Consider the following 17914-nt stretch of genomic DNA (forward strand, 5'->3'; position numbering starts at 1 on the left):
TCCGTCGGCGTGCCGACCCCAGGAGGCCCTGTGCCACATTCCGACGCCATCGCCGTCCCGACCCTGACGAGCGAGTTCCCCGTCGTCGGCGACGACCCCCATATCGACGCCCCGCTGCGGGCGACGGTCCGCCGCCTCTCGACCCTGCTCGGCCGCACCCTGGCCGACCAGCACGGTCAGGAGATGCTCGACCTCGTCGAGCAGGTCCGCAAGCTCACGAAGGAGGCGAAGTCCGCCGACTCCGAGGCCAGCGCCCAGGACGTCCAGGCCCGCCTCGCCTCCCTGCCCATCGAGCAGGCGACCGCGCTGACCCGCGCCTTCACCCAGTACTTCCTGCTGGCGAACGCCGCCGAGCAGGTCTACCGCGTCCGCGCCCTCGACGAGCGGCCCTCGAGCGAGTCGTGGGTGCCGCGCACCGTGCGCGCCGTCCACGAGGAGCTCGGCGCCGAGGGCCTGCAGAAGGCCGTCGACTCCCTCGACGTGCGCCTGGTGTTCACCGCGCACCCCACCGAGGCCTCGCGCCGCGCCGTGCTGACCAAGCTGCGCCGCATCTCCGACCTCCTCGCCGAGGAGACCGAGGAGGACACCCCCGAGCGCCGTCGCCAGGACCGCGACCTCGCCGAGCTGATCGAGACGCTCTGGCAGACCGACGAGCTGCGCCGCTCGCGCCCCACCCCACAGGACGAGGCCCGCAACGCCCTCTACTACCTGCGCCAGATCTTCCGCCAGACCATGCCGGAGGTGCTCGACGACCTGCGCGAGGAGCTGCGCGCCCACGGCGCCGACCTGCACGACGGCCAGGTGCCGCTGCGCTTCGGCTCCTGGATCGGCGGCGACCGCGACGGCAACCCGTTCGTGACCGCCGAGGTCACCCGCGACGTGCTGAAGCTGCAGGCCGAGGCCGCGATCGACGTGTCGCTGGAGATCATCTCGGACCTGATCCTCGAGCTCTCGGTCTCCTCCGAGCTGACCGGGGACGACGAGGAGCTGCGCGCCAGCCTCGCCGAGGACCTCTCCCACGACTCCGAGGTCGACAGCACCCAGCAGTCGCTCTACGACCAGGAGCCCTACCGGCTCAAGCTCGGCGCGATGCGCTCCAAGCTCAACGCCACCCGCGAGCGGATCCGCTCCGGCGAGGCGCACGTCCACGGCGCCGACTACGGCGACACCCAGGAGCTGCAGGACGACTTCCAGGTCCTGCGCGAGGCGCTGCGCCGCCACGGAGGTCGCCGTGCCGCCGACGGGGCGCTCGCCATCGCCCAGCAGGTCCTGGCCGCCTCCGGTCTGAATCTCGCCGCTCTCGACGTGCGCGAGCACTCCGAGAAGCACCACGAGGTCGTCGCGCGCCTCTTCGACCGCGTCGGCGAGCTGGACCGTCCCTACACCGAGCTCGACCGCGCCGAGCGCACCCGCGTGCTCTCCCGCGAGCTCGGCAGCCGGCGCCCGCTGGTCGGCTCCGCGATCACCGAGGACGAGTCGATCCTCGACGACGCGACGCGCACCACCTACGGGGTGTTCCGCGAGATCCGCGACGCGCACCGCCTGTACGGCACCTCCGTCATCGAGACCTACATCATCTCGATGACCCACGGCGCCGACGACGTGCTCGCCGCCGCGCTGCTCGCCCGCGAGGCCGGACTGCTCGACCTCACCGGTCGCGAGGAGAAGCGCGCCGACCTCGGCTTCGTGCCGCTGCTGGAGGAGGTCTCCGAGCTGCGCCACGCCGGCGAGATCCTCGACCAGCTGCTCTCGGACCCCTCCTATCGGGAGATCGTGCGCCTGCGCGGCGACCTCCAGGAGGTCATGCTCGGCTATTCCGACGGCAACAAGGACGCCGGAGTCATCACCAGCCAGTGGGAGATCCACCAGGCCCAGCGCGCCCTGCGCGACACCGCGGCCCGGCACGGCGTCACCCTGCGCCTCTTCCACGGCCGCGGCGGCTCCGTCGGCCGCGGCGGCGGCCCGACCTACGACGCGATCCTCGCCCAGCCCTACGGGGTGCTCGAGGGCGCGATCAAGTTCACCGAGCAGGGCGAGGTCATCTCCGACAAGTACATGCTCCCCTCCCTCGCCCGGGAGAACCTGGACCTGTCGCTCGCCGCGGTGCTCGAGGGCTCGGCCCTGCACACCGCCCCGCGCTCGACCGCCGAGCAGCTGGAGCGCTTCGGTGAGGTGATGCAGTCGGTCTCCGACGCGGCGTTCTCCCGCTACCGCACCCTGGTGGACGACGAGAACCTGCCCGAGTACTTCGTCTCCTCCACCCCCGTGGAGCAGCTCGGCGACCTGAACATCGGCTCGCGCCCCTCCAAGCGCACCACCTCCGACAAGGGCCTGGACGGCCTGCGGGCGATCCCGTGGGTGTTCGGCTGGACCCAGTCGCGCCAGATCGTGCCCGGCTGGTTCGGCGCCGGCTCCGGCCTGAAGGCCGCCCGCGAGGCCGGCCTCGAGCCGGACCTGCACGAGATGTACCGCTCCTGGCACTTCTTCCGCACCGTCATCAGCAACGTCGAGATGACGCTGGCGAAGACGGACATGCAGATCGCGGCGCATTACGTGCACTCGCTGGTGCCGGAGAACCTCTGGTACCTCTTCGACCGCATCCGCGAGGAGTACGAGCTCGCGGTCTCCGAGATCGAGCGTCTCACCGGCGTGCTGAACCTGCTGGACAACCAGCCGATCCTCAAGCGGACCCTCGCCGTGCGCGACCGCTACCTGGATCCGATCTCCTACATGCAGGTCGCGATGCTGCAGCGGGTCCGCGCGGCGAAGGAGCGGGGCGAGGAGCTCTCGCCCGAGCTGCAGCGCGCGCTGCTGACCACCATCAACGGCGTCGCCGCGGGGCTGAAGAACACCGGCTGAGCCGGCACCGAGTCACTCCCGGGCCGCGCCATCGCGGCAGTCGACGGGGCCGGGAAGGGCAGACGCCCGGCCCGGCCCCGTCGTCATGTCGGTGTGCGGTGCGCAGGCCGCCGCGCCGGCCGGGTGCTCGCGATCGGTGCTTCGTGCTCCGGGGATCGGGCGCCGGGCTCAGGCGGAGGGGCGGGCGACCCGGTCCTCGACGGGCAGCCGGCGCTCCATGATGTCCATCCCGAGCCCCTCGACCTTCAGCAGCGCCGCATCGCCCGCGAAGGGCACGGCCTGCCCGGTGCCGGTGAAGCCGTGGCGCTCGTACCAGCGGTGCAGCTCGGGGCGCGACTGGAGCACCTGGATCACCAGCACGTCCACCCCGTCGGCCGCGAGGGAGGCCGCCTGCGCCTCCAGCAGGCGTCCGCCGAGCCCCGCGCCCTGCGCGGCGGGGTCGACCGCGAACAGCCCGAGCTCGGCTCGGACCTCTCCGTCCTCGTCGGGCGCCTCGCGGCGGGTGTAGCAGCATCCGAGCACCCGCTCGGCGGCGCTCCCGCGCTCAAGGCCCGTTCCTCCGTCGTCCGCGCCGTTCCCGTCCCCGGTCGCGACCAGCAGCGTCACCGCGGGGTCGGCGAGCATCGCGCGGACTTCCGCTGCGTCGGTGCGGTGGCCGTCCACGAGGTGCGCCTCGGTGGTCCAGCCGCCCTGGCCGCGGTACGCGGCCTGGACCAGCTCCACGATCCGGGGGACGTCCGTCCCGGCGGCGGGTCGCAGGGAAATCATCGGGACATCCTCCCGTGTCGCTGCAGGGCGGCGAGCAGGCCGTGGCCGTTCGGGGCGGCGAGGGCGAGCGGTCCCCGGCCGCCGGGGCTGGAGCCGACCAACGGGCGCAGGGTGCCGTGGGCGAGGAGCTGCTCGGGCTCGGTGAGCTGGCGGATCAGGATCGACTCGACGAGCTCCGGGTGCCGCTCGGCGAAGGCTGCGTAGAGCGAGGGGTCGTGCTGGCCGTCGTCGCCGACCAGGATCCAGCGGACGTCCGGATAGGCGGCGGCGAGGCGCTCGAGCGAGCGTGTCTTGTGCTCGGGGCCGGAGCGGAAGAAGCCGGTGTGGGTGGGGCCCCAGTCCGTCAGCAGCAGCGGCCCGTCCGGATACCCGTTGCGGTAGAGGAAGCGCTTGAGCACGGGGAACACGTTCCACGCGCCCGTGGACAGGTAGAACACCGGCATGTGCGGGTGCTCCCGCGCCAGGCGCTGGTACAGCATCGGCATCCCGGGGACGACCTGGCGGGAGGACTGATGGACCACGAAGGCGTTCCAGAAGGCCAGCAGGGGACGGGGCAGCCAGGTGACCATCACGGTGTCGTCGATGTCGCTGACCATGCCCACGCGAGCCTCGGGCGGGACGATCGTGACGTCGGCCGTGACCTCGTTGCCGGGGACCGTCCACAGCACCGCCTGGTGCTTGCCGGGGCTCAGGGACACCTCGAGGGTCGCGTCGACGATGCCGGAGCGGTCCGCCCGCACCGTGAACTCCTCGCCGCCGAGGCGGATGTGGACGGTGCGGTGCGGCGCGACCTGGCTGGTGAAGTTCCGCCAGCCGCGCACCGCGACGGTCCGCATGTCGTGGACGGGCTGGTCGTGGAAGTCCGCGGAGGTGCGGGGGGAGGCGTACAGGACCTTCGCCAGGACCCGTGCCTGCGTCGCCGAGCCGTATCCGTGGAAGGGCTGCAGGCGCAGGTCCCAGTGCAGACGGCGCAGGGTGCTGCCGACGAGGCGGTTCTTCACGTCCTCTGCGCGCGCCGCCCAGTGGGGACGATCGGAGCCCGCCCCGGCGGCGTCGTGACGCAGCACGGAGCGGGCGGAGGGGAGGGGCGCGGGGATGCGCACGGGCCTCAGAGGCCGCGGGTCATCTTCAGCCAGGCGCCGTCGGGATCGTCCTCGACGATCTGCCAGCGCTCGCCGCTGTCGGAGAAGCCGAGGCTCTCGTAGAGGGCGCGGGCGCCGGTGTTCTCGGGGCCGACGTAGAGGGTGATCGTGTCGGCGCCGTCCTCGCGGGCCCACTCGAACACGGCCTCCGCGAGGCGACCGGCGATGCCGGAGTGGCGCGAGCCAGGGGTGACCCACATGGCCTGCAGCTCCCGCTCGTTGGCGGGGGAGTCTTCCTCCTGGCGGACGGCGACGACCGCGACCGGCTGATCACCTTCGACCGCGAGGAACCAGGCGGCGTCCGAGACGCGCTGCTCCCAGACGGAGTCCTCGTAGGTGGACTCCTTCTCCCAGCTCTGCCCGAAGGCGCTGGGGTCCGTGCTGAGCGAACGGAGTCGGATCTCCCGCACGAGCGACCAGTCCTCGTCGTGGGCGCGGATGATTTCGGCCATCGGTGTCCTCCTGAGCCGTGGTGGCGTGGTCACGGGCGTGATGCCCTGGCGATCATGCTCTCGTGCTGACCCGAGAACCGCATGCACTCCGCCTCACAGTGTACGGCGATCGGCGGTTCCACGCTCCCACCGCCTGGAGGTTGACACAATGGGGGGATGAAGCCGCTCCGACTCCTCACCGTGTGCACCGGCAATGTCTGCCGCTCCCCAGCGGCCGCGGTGGTGCTGCGCCGCGCCCTCGAGCTCGAGGGCCTCGACTCAGAGGTCGAGGTCGGCTCGGCCGGGACCACCTGGGAGGTGGAGGGAATGCCGATGGACGACCGGATCGAGCTCTCGCTGGAGCGCGCCGGCTATCCGCGTCCCTTCGAGCACACCGCCCGCACCATCCACCTCACCGAGCTGATGGCCTGGGATCTCGTGCTGGCGATGACGCCCGAGCACGCCCAGACGATGCGTCGCATGGCCGATCAGGCCCCCGAGGGGGCGACCCCGCCGCTGATCACGATGTGGCGCGCCTTCGAGCCGGGGGCGGAGGGGCTCGCGGAGACCGAGCTCGTGGTCGAGGACCCCTGGTACGAGGGGCAGGCGGCCTTCGACCGCACCGTGAAGGACATGGAGCGCGCCGTGCCGGGGATCCTGGAGCGCGTGCGCGAGCTGCTCGCCCAGCGCTGAGCGGTGGACCCGCCCGCCGGCGGTAGCACCTGCTCAGCGGTGGCGCGCCTGTCCGGCCGTGGGCCGACGGGTCAGCGGCGGTGGTTGCTGCGGCGCGAGTGCCAGGTCGCGCCGACGAAGCCGGCCGTGGTGAGGAAGCCGATCGCGAGCGCGGCGATCAGGACCTGGCGCATCTGGCCGAAGGCCGTGTTCGAGTCGTCGGAGATCGCGTTGAACAGGCGCACCACGGGGCCGCCGTCGCCGGAGGACGTGGGCTGCGCGGCCTGCGGCGCCGGAGTGCTGGGCTCCTCGGTGCCGACGCCGGCGACCTCGGTCTCCTCGGTGGTGCTCGACTCGGCGGTCGTCTCGGGCTCCTGGACCGGGGTCTCGGAGGGAGCCTCCGGGGTCGGCTCGGGGGCCGGCTCCGTGGTGGGCTCGGGGTCCTCGCTCGGCGGGGGAGCGGGGAGCGGCTGTGCGCGCCGCTCGGGCTCGGGGTCCGGCTGCGCGGGCGTCGACGGCTCGGACATCTCCGGGGTAGCCGAGGGGCTCGCGGTCGGAGTGGAGCCCTGGTCCGGCGCGGGGGTGGTCTTCTCGTCGTCGGTCGTCTCGCCGCTGCCTCCGCCGGTGGTGTCCTCACCGGTCGGGGTCTCGCTCGGGGTGGGGGACTCCTCGTCGTCGGTCGGCTGCTCCGACTCGCCGTCCCCGCTCTCGGTGGGGCAGTTGCAGGGGCAGTCCGTGGCGTCGCCGTCGGTGCTCGCGGTCGGGCTCTGGGACTGCTGCTTCTCGGTCGTCGCGCTCTGCTGCGCGATCAGGCGGGGGAGGATGGCGCCCTCCACATCGCGCGCGGGCTCCTGTGCAGAGGTGTCTCCCGCGGAGTTGTCGCCGGCTCCGCCGTCGCAGGTGGCGTCGTCGTCGGGGTCGGTCACCGTCTCGGTGGAGCCATCCGTGGGTTCCCCGTCGGGGTCATCCGTGCGCGTCGTGGTGGAGTCGCCCGTGCCCTCGGTGTTCGTCGGCGTCCCGGCCTTCGTCGCCGTGGGGGCCTCGGACTCCGTCGCCGTCGGCGTCCCGGGGTCCGTCGTCGTGGTCTTGTCGCCCTCCGTGGTGGGGGCGGTGGGGGTCGTGGGGTCTTCGACCGGGGGATCCTCCGAGACCTCGGGATCCTCGGGCGGCTGCTCGGGCTCCTCGGGGACCCCGTCGGTGCCCGAGGGATCGTCCTCCTCGGACTCCGGATCGTCCTCGGCGGGGGTCGAGCTGTCCTCGTCCTGCTCGGAGGGCTCCTCGTCCTCGGCGGCGTCGTCGTCCGTGCGCGCTTCCGAGGGGGAGGTGAGGGTGGTGGCCTCGGGCGCGATCGTCCCGTCCACGGTGGCCGTCGCGGGGTCGTCGTCCGCGGGGGCGACGTCCGTGCTCTCGGCGGCGTCACCGGTCCCGTCGGCGAGCGCGCTGGTGGTGGCGAAGGGGAGAGCGGTCAGGGCGAGGGCGGCAGAGGCCGCGCAGACGCGTGTCCGCAGTCGCATGTCGTGCCCCTCTCCGTCGTTCTCTCCGCGCGCGAGCGCTGCGGTCGGCGTGCTTGCCGGCGGGTCCGCCGAAGCACACTACCCTACTGATCCTTTACTTACCCACCCCATGCTTCACGGGCTCCTTGGGCCGCGCAAGGGGCGTGTGGACGGCGCCACCGCCGGGTGACATACCTCAAATTGGGGAGCGCTTGACCGTCCCTTTGCCGCCCGGAGGCTGCGGTCGTTGCTGAAACGTTACGGACCTGCAGGTCAGCGCCGGGTGTTCGAAAGCCTCCGTGCGCGTCGACGGACGGCGCGAGAGTGTCGCGCCGTCCGTCGACAGCATCGGGTGGTGCAGGGGCGGGGCCGAGGATCAGGATGTGGAGGAATGGTCGGCCAGGAGCGGTGCGGTCGCAGCGACCGCATCGGGGCCGGGGAGCCGACAGCCGCTTCCGCGGCGCCGCGCGGACCGTCGGGTCCGCCCCTGCGCTCAGTCCGCGAGCGCCCCGTCCACGAGGTCCTTCGCGGCCTGCTGCACCTCAGCGAGGTGCTCCTCGCCCTTGAAGGACTCGGCGTAGATCTTGTAGATGTCCTCGGTGCCCGAGGGGCGCGCCGCGAACCAGGCGGACTCGGTGGACACCTTCAGCCCGCCGATCGCGCCGCCGGAGGGGGCCTCCGTGATCGCCGAGACGATCGGCTCGCCCGCGAGCTCCGTCGCGGTCACCTGTGCGGGGCTGAGCGCCTTGAGCTTCGCCTTGGCCTCGCGGTCCGCCGGGGCGTCGGTGCGGGAGTAGGCGCTGCTGCCGAACCTCTCCACGAGCTCCGCGTGCAGGGTGCTGGGGGAGCGCCCGGTCACCGCGAGGATCTCCGAGGCCAGCAGTGCGAGGATGATGCCGTCCTTGTCGGTGGTCCACACCGAGCCGTCGCGGCGCAGGAACGAGGCGCCCGCGCTCTCCTCGCCGCCGAAGCCGACCGAGGAGTCGATCAGGCCCGGCACGAACCACTTGAAGCCCACCGGCACCTCGAACAGCTCCCGACCCAGGTCCGCGACGACGCGGTCGATCAGGCTCGAGGAGACCACCGTCTTGCCGACCTTCGCGCCCGCCGGCCAGTCCGGGCGGTGCGCGAACAGGTAGGTGATGGCCGTGGCCAGGTAGTGGTTGGGGTTCATCAGGCCGCCGTCCGGGGTGACGATCCCGTGGCGGTCCGCATCCGCGTCGTTGCCGGTGGCGATGTCGTACTCGTCGCGCTTCTCCAGCAGCGACGCCATCGCCCACGGGCTCGAGCAGTCCATGCGGATCTTCCCGTCGCGGTCCAGGGTCATGAAGGACCACTGCGGGTCGACCGCGGGGTTGACGACGGTGAGGTCGAGGTCGTGCATCTCGCCGATCTCGGCCCAGTAGTCCACCGCAGCGCCGCCCAGCGGATCCGCGCCGATGCGCACGCCCGCCCGGCGGATCGCCTCGATGTCGACGACGCTCGGGAGGTCCTGCACATAGGTGCGCAGGTAGTCGTAGCGAGCGGCGTCCTGCAGGGCCTTCTGCCGTCCGTGCCGGCGCACGCCCTTGAGCCCGTCGCGCAGCAGCTCGTTCGCGCGGTCGGCGATCCACGAGGTCGCCTCGGTGTCCGCGGGACCGCCGTGGGGCGGGTTGTACTTGAAGCCGCCGTCGCGCGGCGGGTTGTGGCTCGGGGTGACGACGATGCCGTCGGCCCGGCCGGGATCGTTCGCCGCCCGACCTCGGTTGTGGACCAGGATCGCGTGCGAGACCGCCGGGGTGGGGGTGTAGCCGTCGAGCGCGTCGACCTGGGCGGCCACGTCGTTGCCCGCGAGGACCTCGAGCGCCGTGTCGAAGGCGGGGCGCGAGAGGGCGTGGGTGTCCCGGCCGATGAACAGCGGGCCGCGGATGCCCTGCGCCGCCCGGTACTCGGCGATCGCCTGCGTGGTCGCGGCGATGTGGTCCTCGTTGAACGCGACGTCCAGCGAGGAGCCGCGGTGCCCGGAGGTGCCGAAGGAGACCGCCTGGTCGGGATCCGCGGGATCCGGGTGGAGGTCGTAGTAGGAGTCGAGGAGCGCGTCGACGTCGACGAGGTCCTCCTGCTGTGCCTTCTGGCCTGCACGGGGGTGCATGATCACCACTCCATCCTCGGTAGCTGGGGCTGATCGCCACTCTAGGTCCTTCGAGGGGACCTCAGCACGGGAGCGCCGGGAGTGAGACGGCGGCGGGCCGGCCGGGCCTCAGGCGCGGCGGGAGCGGACCAGCAGCACGATCCCCACGATCGTCAGCACCAGGCCCACCAGGCCCGCGACCACGCCGATGATCGGACCGATGACCAGCGGGGCCATCATCCCGAACAGGCTGTAGGGGCCCAGATGGGCGGGAGCGTCGGTGCCCGTGCAGGAGATCGTGGCGGTGGTGTCCTGGAGGGAGGCGACCCCGAGCACCTGCACGTACTCCTCGCCGTTGCCGAAGGTGGTCGCGGTCGAGCTCGGCACCGTGGTGACCGCCCCGGGATCGGAGCCCTCCGCGGTGCACTCGGCCGTGGCGGCGTCCGCCGCGGGCACGTAGACGATGACCATCTCGTTGGCGGACAGCTCGAGCGTGGCCGAGCTCGCCTCCATCGGCGTCGGCCCCTCGGACGCATCGCCGACGAGCGATCCGAGCGACCACACGATCCCGATGATCGTGGCGGCCGGGGCGATGACCAGCAGGAGCACCAGGCCGATCACGAGCGGCAGCACGCCGCGCCGGCGCCCGGACCGGCCGGACCGCCCGGGACCGGAGGCCGAGGAGCCGGAGGTGTGCGAGGCGGCGAGGGCGCTGGGCGGCAGCGGTCCCGTCTGCGGGCCGTCGGCGAAGGAGGTCCCGTACGAGGCCTGGCCGTGCCCCTGCTGCGGGGCCTGGCCGTAGGGGTCGTGGGCCGGGGCGCCCTGCTGCGGGTCCGCGCCCGGAGCGGGCGTCGTCGGCCCCGGCAGCCCGAAGCTCGGGCGCTTCCTCGGGGCGGGCGGGGTGGACTCACCGTCGGACATCGGCTCCCTCTCGGTTCGGCTCCGCCCAGGATAGTGGTCCCGCCTGCACGCGGGCCGGGCGGGCCCTCCGCTCAGAGACCGGGCAGCTCGAGCGCGACGCCGAGCAGGGCGGCCCCGACGACCGCGCAGGCCAGCGGGGTCACCAGCCAGATCATGAGGATCTCCCGCGCGACCGACCAGCGCACGGTGCGCCGGCCCCGGGCGACGCCCGCGCCGACCACGCTCGAGGCCAGCGCCTGGCTGGTGGAGACCGGGGACTCGAGCCCGAACACGCCCAGCGACATCGTCAGCGCCGCGGAGGACTCCGCCGCCAGTCCCTGCGCCGCGGTGAGGTCCGTGAGCCGGCGGCCCAGGGTGCGGATGATCCGGTGCCCGCCCATCAGGGTGCCGGCGCCGACGGCGACCGCGACCGTGCTCATGAGCACCGTGGTCGTGGTCCCGGACAGGTCCGTCCCGGCGCTGCCCAGCGCGATCACGACCACCGCGAGCGGGAGGCGGGCGTCGTTCAGGCCGTGCCCCGCCGCGACCGTGCTCGCCGAGAAGGTCTGCGCGAACCGGATGTGGCCGGGTCCGAGCAGCTCGGACCGGGCCATGCGCAGGATCAGCTGCATCAGCAGGTACGCGACCGTCGCCGAGATGACGGGGCCCACGACGGAGACCGCGAGCATCAGTCCCAGCCGGTCCCAGGCGGCCGAGGTGCCGATCACGAGGGAGACGCCGAAGGAGGTGCCGAAGAAGGCGTGCCAGGTCGAGGCCGGCAGCCCCATCCACCAGGTCAGCAGGTCCCAGAGGAAGGTGCCGAGCATGAGCACCAGCAGCGCCGCGCCCAGCGTGTCGGGGCTCGCGGCGAGCTGCTCGACGATCGGGCCGAGGCCCAGCAGGCGCACCGCCCACGGCACGGTCATCACCAGCAGCGCCATCCCCAGCAGCGCGCCGAGGGTGTTGAGGATCGCCGCCGCCCACAGCGCCGAGGAGGCCTTCAGCGCACGGGTCGTGATGGTGGTCGAGATGGCGTTGGAGGCGTCGTGGAAGCCGTTCATATAGGCCACGACCAGCGCCAGGGCCACCACCAGCGCGAGCAGCAGCGGCGTCACTCAGGCGTCCTTGATCCGCAGCAGGTCCGCGATCCGCGCCGCCCGCTCCTGCAGCGCGATCGTGTGGCGGATCGACTCGGAGACGTCGTGCAGGGGGAGCAGCTCCTGGGTGGAGCCGCCGCGCTTGTACAGCGCGCCGAGGGACTGCCGCACGAGCCGCTCGCCCTGACGCTTGAGCTTGCGGATCTGGACGTAGTAGTCGCCGAGGTCCTGGGTGTCGTTGAGCTTCCAGGACGCGGCGACGGTGAGCTCCGCGGCGCGCTCGATCCCCTTGGCCGCATCCAGCAGCGGGGTGGGCAGCGTCCCCACCTGGGAGACGACCAGCAGCTCGCCGGTGTGCTCCATCGCGTCGACCACGTCGGCGAGCGTGAGCGAGAAGTCGTAGAGCAGCTCCGCCTCGTATGGGGTGATCAGCGAGTGCGCGAGACGCTGGGCGATGCGGCGGCACAGCTCCTCGGCGACCGTGGACTGCTCGTGCAGCGTCGGCGCGATGCGGGTGCGCTCGCGGTAGCCGTTCCCCAGCAGCTTCGAATGGGTGTCGGCCGCCTGGACGAGCAGCTCAGCGAGCTCGGAGAGGAGATCGCTGAGGGGGCGCTCCGTGCGCGCGGGGAACAGCCGGGAGAAGAACTGCACCACCTCGCGTCGCCTCCTCGCGCCGTGGGCGCCTGAACGCCTCGCGGTCCGTGCGGTGGGACGCGGGCTCCTGCTCGTGATGCTGAGGCGCCGGACCGGGATGCGCCTGTCGGCGCGAAGGCCGCTCGAAGCGGCAGATGTTGGAGCCCGGGGCAACCGCGGCCCGGCGCCCGCCCATCGTAGAGCACGGGCCCCGAGACGGTGCAAGCACCGCCCCCGGGGAGTATGGCGAGGACCTCAGTCCGTGCAGATCGCAGTGCCCGACGGGCATCGGCCGACGGGGCGGCGGCCGTGCCTCATGGCATCAGTCGAGGCGACCCTCCTCCGCGTGCCGTCCCGCCTCCGTGAGCTCCTCGCCGGTGCGCAGCAGCCGCTCCGCCTGCCGGGTCCGCTCCTCCCCGGGATCCTCGTCCGCCAGGTGCGCCGTGCCGTGGGCGAGCAGCGTCGCGACCGCTCCGGCGCGTCGCAGGGCGAGGCCGAGATCGCCGGTGAACGCGCCGCGCAGGATGTCGTCCATCGTCTCCTGCACCTGCGTCACCTCCGGCGGCTCCGCGAAGCCCGTGAGATAGCGCAGCCCGGGGACGGTGCGGGAGCCGGCGCGGTAGCGTCGGGCGACCTCGTCGCCGCTGCGCTGCACCCAGGTGTGCAGCACGTACAGTCGCCACAGCGCCCCGGGCAGGGTCGAGGCGGGCGCGGCCGACCACAGCGCCGCCAGCTCCGTCAGCCCATCGTCGGCCGCGAGCGCGACGACCCGCCGCACCACCTCCGGATCGGAGCTGTGGAACACGCCGTCCAGCAGCGCCCGGGCCGAGTCGTGCGCGAGATCCATCGAGGTCGCGGGATCCGGCTCGCCGGGGATCGACGCGGCGACCGAGGGATACATCGAGGCGGGACGGCGGAAGCGAGGGGCGGAGGAGTCGTGCGGGGACATGCCCCGCACCCTACGCTGGGTCCATGACCATCCCCCGCCGGCTCGGCCCCGAGACCGGGCCGCGCACCGCGCTGCCCGACTACTCCCGCAGCAGCGCGACCGTCGAGCGGATGGTCGCCGCGCTCGATCCGGCCCGCACGGGCCGCGACCGGGGACGGGTGCGGGCGCTGCTGCCCGCGCACGCCACGCGGGACACCGCCGCGCGCGCCGTCGTCGCGGCCGCGCTGCTGGGCACGGCGCTGGTGAGCGTGCTGGGCATGGTGCTGCTGCTGGGCACGGTGCCGGACGGCCGCTCCCCGGGGCTCGGACTGCTGGCGGTCGTCGCGGCGCTGGGCGCGCTCGCGCTGCTGCTGGGGCTGCTGGGGGTCCGCTTCGGGATCGTGGCGCTGGGCACGGCGCGAGCCCGGGTCGAGATCTCCGCGGACGGGCTGCGGGTGTTCGGCCCGGTGCGGCACCGGGACGTGGCCTGGGAGCGGATCGCGGCGATCGAGTCCCGCGTGGTGCATCCGGTGCACTGGCTCACCGCCGCGCTGCGCCTCGAGGACGGCACTCGGATCGTGATGCCCGCCTTCGACCGCGCTGTATGGACCTACACTCGGCCCTCCGGGCAGGACATCCGCGCGCTGCGCACGGAGCTGCACCGGCGCCGACAGTCGGGCCCCGGGCGGCGCTGAGAGGCCAGGGCGCCGGACACGACAGCGACTGACGACAGGGGAAGCCGTGGAAGCTCTGATGATGACCCTGGGCTCGGGCTGGGTCAGCGGGATCAGGCCGTACTTCATGATCTTCCTGCTGGGCCTGAGTGGTCGGCTCTTCTCCCTCGAGCAGGTCCCCGAGGTGCTGCAGCGCACCGACCTGCTGGTGATCACCGGGATCCTGCTGCTGGTGGACCTCGCGGCGGACAAGATCGCCTTCCTCGACTCCTTCTGGGACCAGCTGCACACCGTGGTGCGGCCGATCGCGGGCGGCGCCATCGGCTTCCTGCTCGGCGGGGAGACGGACACGACCTCCGCGATCGTGATGGCGGTGCTGGGCGCGGCCGCGGCCTTCGGCTCCCACGCCGCGAAGACCACGACCCGGGCGGCGGTCAACGTCTCCCCGGAGCCGGTCTCGAACGTCCTGGTCTCCACCGGGGAGGACGTCGCCGCGGTCGTGATGGGGCTGCTCGCGATCGTGTTCCCGGCGGCCGCCGCACTGCTCGCACTCGTGCTGCTGGGCCTCGGGATCTGGGCGATAGTGCGTATCCATCGCGCCTACCGGGACCTGCGCGCCCGGCTGCGGGAGGCCCGGGCCCGACGCGCGGACGGGACCCACAGATCGGCCTGAGACCGGTCCGGGACCGGCCGGCGGACGTCGCCGACGACGTCGTGGCCCGCGTTCAGGCGGCGGGCGCCGCGCTCGTGCCGTCCTCCCACAGCGCGCGCACGACCTCGGGCAGCTGCGCAGCCGCGACCTCGGAGACCGTCAGCACGCCCTGGTCGTCCAGCGGCAGGTGGCCGAGGCGCCAGGAGCCGTCGGCCTCGACGTGCACCATCAGCGGCACCGGATCGGCGGGGGAGGAGATCTCGGTGCGGCGCAGCGAGACGGTGCGCTCGGCGCCGTCCTCGAGGAAGGCCAGGACGATGTCGGAGACAGAGGCGGGCACGTGCGCGGCGTCGGGCAGGGCCGAGACCACGAAGGAGTCCAGCTCGTCCTGGGTGAGCATGAGGATCGCGTCGTTCGCCTTGATGATGAAGGCCATCCGCATCGCCTCGCCCTCGGCCAGCGCGATCCCGAGCCAGCGGTCCGCCGCCGTCAGGGCGCCGGCGATGACCTGGCCCTCCTCGCCCAGCAGCCACTGGCCGTCCGCGGAGCGCTCCACCTTCCCGCGGGCGCGCAGCCCCGAGGTGACCGCGGCCGTGACGAACTCGCGCGCCTGCTCCGGGGCGCTGCGCAGCCCGATCTGCTCGCGCGTGATCCGCGCGTTCTCGGTGTCGCGCAGGCCGAGCATGAAGTCGATCTCGTAGGCGGTGTATATCGTGACCTCGGGACGGTCGGTGCCGGCGCACGCGGACTCGCTCATCGGTGTTCCCCCTCGGGCGTCGTGGAGCCGGCCGCCTCCTGCGGCGGCCGGGCGCAGCTGTCGACGAAAGCATCGCAGATCGGGCCGGGAGGGTGCGACCTGCTCCCGCAGCTAGACTCGCGGGATGCACGGGGAGCAGCGCGAGCACGCGGAGCACGTCGCGGGGCACGTCACGGCGGTGCCCGACCTCGGCGGCACCAGCGCCCGGGCCGTGTACCGGGACCTGCTGCGCTTCGGCCCCCGCTCCCGCCGCGATCTCACCGAGCGCCTCGGCCTGTCCGCGCCGACGGTCACTCGCGTGACCCGCGATCTGCTCGAGGCCGGCCACCTCCACCCGCTGGACACCGTGGCGCTCGCCAAGGGCCGTCCCCAGCAGCCGCTGGACATCGAGGAGAACCACGGCCCTCGGTTCATCGGGGTCAAGGTCACGGCCGACGAGGTCCACGCCGTGGTCACCACCGCGCGCGGCAACGCCCTCGAGGAGCTCGTGATGCCGCTGCCGGACACCTCCGCCGAGGCGGTCGCGGACGCGGTGGTCGACCCGGTCCTCGCCCTCGCCGGCGCGCATCCGCACGTGGCCGGGGTGGGCGTCAGCATCGGCGGCCGGGTCGCCGACCGGAGACGCGTGGACTCCTCCTGGATCCTCGGCTGGGAGCGTCCCGTCGACCTCGCGGATCGGCTCGAGGAGCGCCTCGCCCTGCCGGTCACCGTCGACAACGACATCGCCGCCATGATCCACGGCCTGAACTGGTTCGGGATCGGCCGCGCCTATCGCACCTTCGCGGTCCTCACGATCGGGGTCGGCGTCGCGATCGGCACCGTCGTCGAGGGGCGGCTGCTGCAGGGACGCTCCCATCTCGCCGGGCTCACCGGCCGCCTGCCCGTCGCCGCACGGGAGGACGGCGCCCCCGAGCCCTTCTGGCGCTCGGCGCGGACCGCCGCGGTGGTCGAGGCGGCGCGGGAGGCCGGGGTGCTGGGGGAGGGCGAGGGCGTCGAGCGCCTGCGGGCCCTGCTCGCGGCCGGCGACCCCGCCGCCCGCGCCCTCAGCGCGGACCTCGCCCGCACCCTCGCCCGCGCCGCCGCCGCCGTGGTCGCCGTGGTCGACCCCGAGGCGATCGTGCTCGGCGGGGAGACGATCGACCTGGTGCTCGCGGCCGACGGGGAGTTCGAGCGGACCCTGCGCGCCTCGCTCCCCACCGCCCAGCAGGACCTCGTGATCCGCGAGCTCGGCGGGGACTTCGACCAGTGGGCGCGCGGCGCCGCGGTCATCGCGATCCAGGAGTTCGTCGGCGGCGAGGTCTGAGCGACCCCGCCGCCGACGCCCCGGCTCCCGGGCATCGCAGCCCGGGCATGGACGTCACGTGGACGCAGCCGTCACTGGAACAGCGCGTTGACCCGCTCGTTGTAGGCCGCGAAGTCCGCGCCGTCGATCCGCCGCATCCAGCACTGGTCGAAGGCCGGCTGCATGATCGACATGATCGCGGCGGAGTTCTCCACCAGCGGGTACCGGCCCGTCTCGCCTTCGGCGACCCGGTCCGTGAACGGGGTGACGTCCAGGCCCCGCTCCGCATAGGCCGCGATCGCGGTCTCCGTGCCCACGTCGGTCGCGGGGAAGAACGGGGCGCGCTCGCCGATGATCCGCTGCGCCTCGTCGGAGGCGAGGAAGGCGATCAGCCGCGACGCCTCCTCCTTGTTCTCCGACTGCGCGGCGATCGAGTCGCCCAGGCCGTTGAACATCGACATCGGGGTGCCGATCGGCCCCGTCGGCAGCGGGGCGATCCCGAGGTCGACGCCCTCGAGGTTCGCCCAGGTCGTGATCATCCACGACCCGGCCAGGCCCAGCGCCGCCTTCCCGGACTGCACCTGGGTCTGGACGGGGCTGGAGTCGCCGAACATGCCGAAGGGCGGGAAGAAGCCCTTGTCCACGAGCCCGAAGTACCAGTCGATCGTCGCCGCGAAGCGGTCGTCGTCGTAGTGGAAGGTCGTGCCCCAGGTGTCGGCGTCGGTGAAGGTCCAGCCGGTCGAGAAGGCGAAGGCGGACCAGGTGGACTGGCCGACGTAGTCGATGCCGGCGTCGGCGCCCATGCCGTAGCGCGCCACGCGCGTCGGATCGAAGCCCTCCTCGTCGCCGCGCACGCCGTTCTCGTCGATCGTGAGCCGGGCGAGCAGGCGCTCGAAGGAGCCGCCGTCCTCGGGGTTCCAGTCCAGGCTCGCGAGGTCGTCCTCGCTCAGCCCCTCCTCCTCGAGCATCCCCTTGTCGTACATCACCGCGATGGTGTCGTAGTCCTTCGGGACGCCGTAGCGTTTGCCGTCCTGGCCGGTCCACAGCTCCTGCAGGCCGTTCTGGAAGCGGTCGGCGGTGACGTCGGCCAGCGGTGCGAGATCGTCCAGCGGTGCGATCACGTCGAGGCTGACGAACTCCGGGAAGCGCGCCAGGTGGTCGGCGAAGGCGTCGGGGCCGGCACCCGCGACGAAGCCCGCGGTGAGCTTCGTCCAGTAGTCGTCCCAGCCGAGCTGGGTGATCCGCACGAAGACGTCGGGGTTCTGGGCCATGAACGCATCGATCGCGGCGGAGTAGGCGGGCAGCTGGTTCGCGTCCCACAGCCAGTAGTCGATCTCGGTGGCGCCGGGCGGGGCGGCGCTCGTCCCGCAGGAGCTGAGCGCGACGGTGCCCGCGGCGCCCGCGGCCAGCGCCGCCGTGCCCGTGAGGAGCCGGCGACGGCTCAGCCCGCGTGGAGGGGCGCCGGCGGGGGAGTCGGAGGGCGGGAGGGGAAGGCGGTTCTGTGTCATCTCGGGCA

16 protein-coding genes are annotated in these 17914 nt (G+C 73.1%); 5 read left to right on the forward strand and 11 right to left on the reverse strand.

The window, feature by feature from the left end; translation table 11 throughout:
• Positions 1-30 precede the first annotated feature (30 nt).
• Positions 31-2859, forward strand: a complete 2829-nt coding sequence (gene ppc, locus A4A78_RS09425; protein WP_062948633.1) for a phosphoenolpyruvate carboxylase — start codon at positions 31-33, stop codon at positions 2857-2859.
• A 168-nt stretch (positions 2860-3027) separates the two neighbouring features.
• On the opposite strand, the gene A4A78_RS09430 is transcribed toward ppc, so the two are convergent.
• From A4A78_RS09430 to A4A78_RS09440, 3 genes are read right to left on the reverse strand one after another with little or no spacing between them, the layout of a single operon-like run.
• Entirely contained in the window at positions 3028-3627 is a 600-nt protein-coding gene (locus tag A4A78_RS09430; RefSeq protein WP_062948634.1) for a GNAT family N-acetyltransferase, read from the reverse strand.
• Positions 3624-4730, reverse strand: coding sequence for an App1 family protein (locus A4A78_RS09435; RefSeq protein WP_062948635.1), 1107 nt, complete (start codon positions 4728-4730; stop codon positions 3624-3626). The genes A4A78_RS09430 and A4A78_RS09435 overlap by 4 nt, the downstream gene beginning before the upstream one ends.
• Before the next feature lie 5 nt (positions 4731-4735).
• Positions 4736-5221 carry a GNAT family N-acetyltransferase gene (locus A4A78_RS09440; RefSeq protein ID WP_062948636.1) on the reverse strand — a complete coding sequence of 162 codons (486 nt, stop codon included), beginning with the start codon at positions 5219-5221 and terminating at the stop codon, positions 4736-4738.
• A 156-nt stretch (positions 5222-5377) separates the two neighbouring features.
• On the opposite strand from A4A78_RS09440, the gene A4A78_RS09445 reads away from it, so the two are divergent.
• Positions 5378-5893 (forward strand): protein tyrosine phosphatase, encoded by a 516-nt coding sequence (locus tag A4A78_RS09445; RefSeq protein WP_062948638.1) that lies wholly within the window; start codon positions 5378-5380, stop codon positions 5891-5893.
• 71 nt (positions 5894-5964) lie between these two features.
• On the opposite strand, the gene A4A78_RS09450 is transcribed toward A4A78_RS09445, so the two are convergent.
• The 6 genes from A4A78_RS09450 to A4A78_RS09475 all read right to left on the reverse strand — a co-directional run bounded on the left by A4A78_RS09450 (position 5965) and on the right by A4A78_RS09475 (position 13054).
• A complete protein-coding gene (locus A4A78_RS09450) occupies positions 5965-7386 on the reverse strand; it encodes a hypothetical protein (RefSeq protein ID WP_062948640.1) in 1422 nt (473 codons plus the stop codon).
• A gap of 472 nt (positions 7387-7858) precedes the next feature.
• Positions 7859-9496 (reverse strand): phosphoglucomutase (alpha-D-glucose-1,6-bisphosphate-dependent), encoded by a 1638-nt coding sequence (gene pgm / locus A4A78_RS09455; RefSeq protein ID WP_053918080.1) that lies wholly within the window; start codon positions 9494-9496, stop codon positions 7859-7861.
• Between the two features lie 108 nt (positions 9497-9604).
• Complete coding sequence (locus A4A78_RS09460) at positions 9605-10396, reverse strand: hypothetical protein (protein ID WP_062948642.1); 792 nt, start codon at positions 10394-10396, stop codon at positions 9605-9607.
• A gap of 71 nt (positions 10397-10467) precedes the next feature.
• Positions 10468-11490, reverse strand: coding sequence for an inorganic phosphate transporter (locus A4A78_RS09465; RefSeq protein WP_062948644.1), 1023 nt, complete (start codon positions 11488-11490; stop codon positions 10468-10470).
• Complete coding sequence (locus tag A4A78_RS09470; protein WP_062948646.1) at positions 11491-12126, reverse strand: DUF47 domain-containing protein; 636 nt, start codon at positions 12124-12126, stop codon at positions 11491-11493.
• 301 nt (positions 12127-12427) lie between these two features.
• A complete protein-coding gene (locus A4A78_RS09475) occupies positions 12428-13054 on the reverse strand; it encodes a hypothetical protein (RefSeq protein ID WP_062948648.1) in 627 nt (208 codons plus the stop codon).
• A 23-nt stretch (positions 13055-13077) separates the two neighbouring features.
• Here A4A78_RS09475 and A4A78_RS09480 point away from each other — a divergent pair, with 23 nt between their 5' ends.
• Positions 13078-13728 carry a PH domain-containing protein gene (locus tag A4A78_RS09480; RefSeq protein WP_062948650.1) on the forward strand — a complete coding sequence of 217 codons (651 nt, stop codon included), beginning with the start codon at positions 13078-13080 and terminating at the stop codon, positions 13726-13728.
• A gap of 58 nt (positions 13729-13786) precedes the next feature.
• The gene (locus tag A4A78_RS09485; RefSeq protein WP_082835279.1) at positions 13787-14380 is read left to right on the forward strand and encodes a DUF4126 domain-containing protein; all 594 of its coding nucleotides are present in this window, start codon (positions 13787-13789) and stop codon (positions 14378-14380) included.
• Between the two features lie 52 nt (positions 14381-14432).
• On the opposite strand, the gene A4A78_RS09490 is transcribed toward A4A78_RS09485, so the two are convergent.
• Positions 14433-15116 carry a hypothetical protein gene (locus A4A78_RS09490; RefSeq protein ID WP_062948654.1) on the reverse strand — a complete coding sequence of 228 codons (684 nt, stop codon included), beginning with the start codon at positions 15114-15116 and terminating at the stop codon, positions 14433-14435.
• 124 nt (positions 15117-15240) lie between these two features.
• Between A4A78_RS09490 and A4A78_RS09495 the strand changes: the two genes are divergently transcribed.
• Positions 15241-16419, forward strand: coding sequence for an ROK family transcriptional regulator (locus tag A4A78_RS09495; protein ID WP_062948657.1), 1179 nt, complete (start codon positions 15241-15243; stop codon positions 16417-16419).
• Between the two features lie 71 nt (positions 16420-16490).
• Here the strand turns inward: A4A78_RS09495 and A4A78_RS09500 are convergent, their stop codons facing one another.
• Positions 16491-17906: a sugar ABC transporter substrate-binding protein gene (locus A4A78_RS09500; protein ID WP_062949802.1), complete on the reverse strand. Its 1416-nt coding sequence runs from the start codon at positions 17904-17906 to the stop codon at positions 16491-16493.
• Positions 17907-17914: the final 8 nt, after the last annotated feature.

The sequence above is a fragment of the Brachybacterium sp. sponge genome, from assembly GCF_001613775.1.
Classification (GTDB): domain Bacteria; phylum Actinomycetota; class Actinomycetes; order Actinomycetales; family Dermabacteraceae; genus Brachybacterium; species Brachybacterium conglomeratum.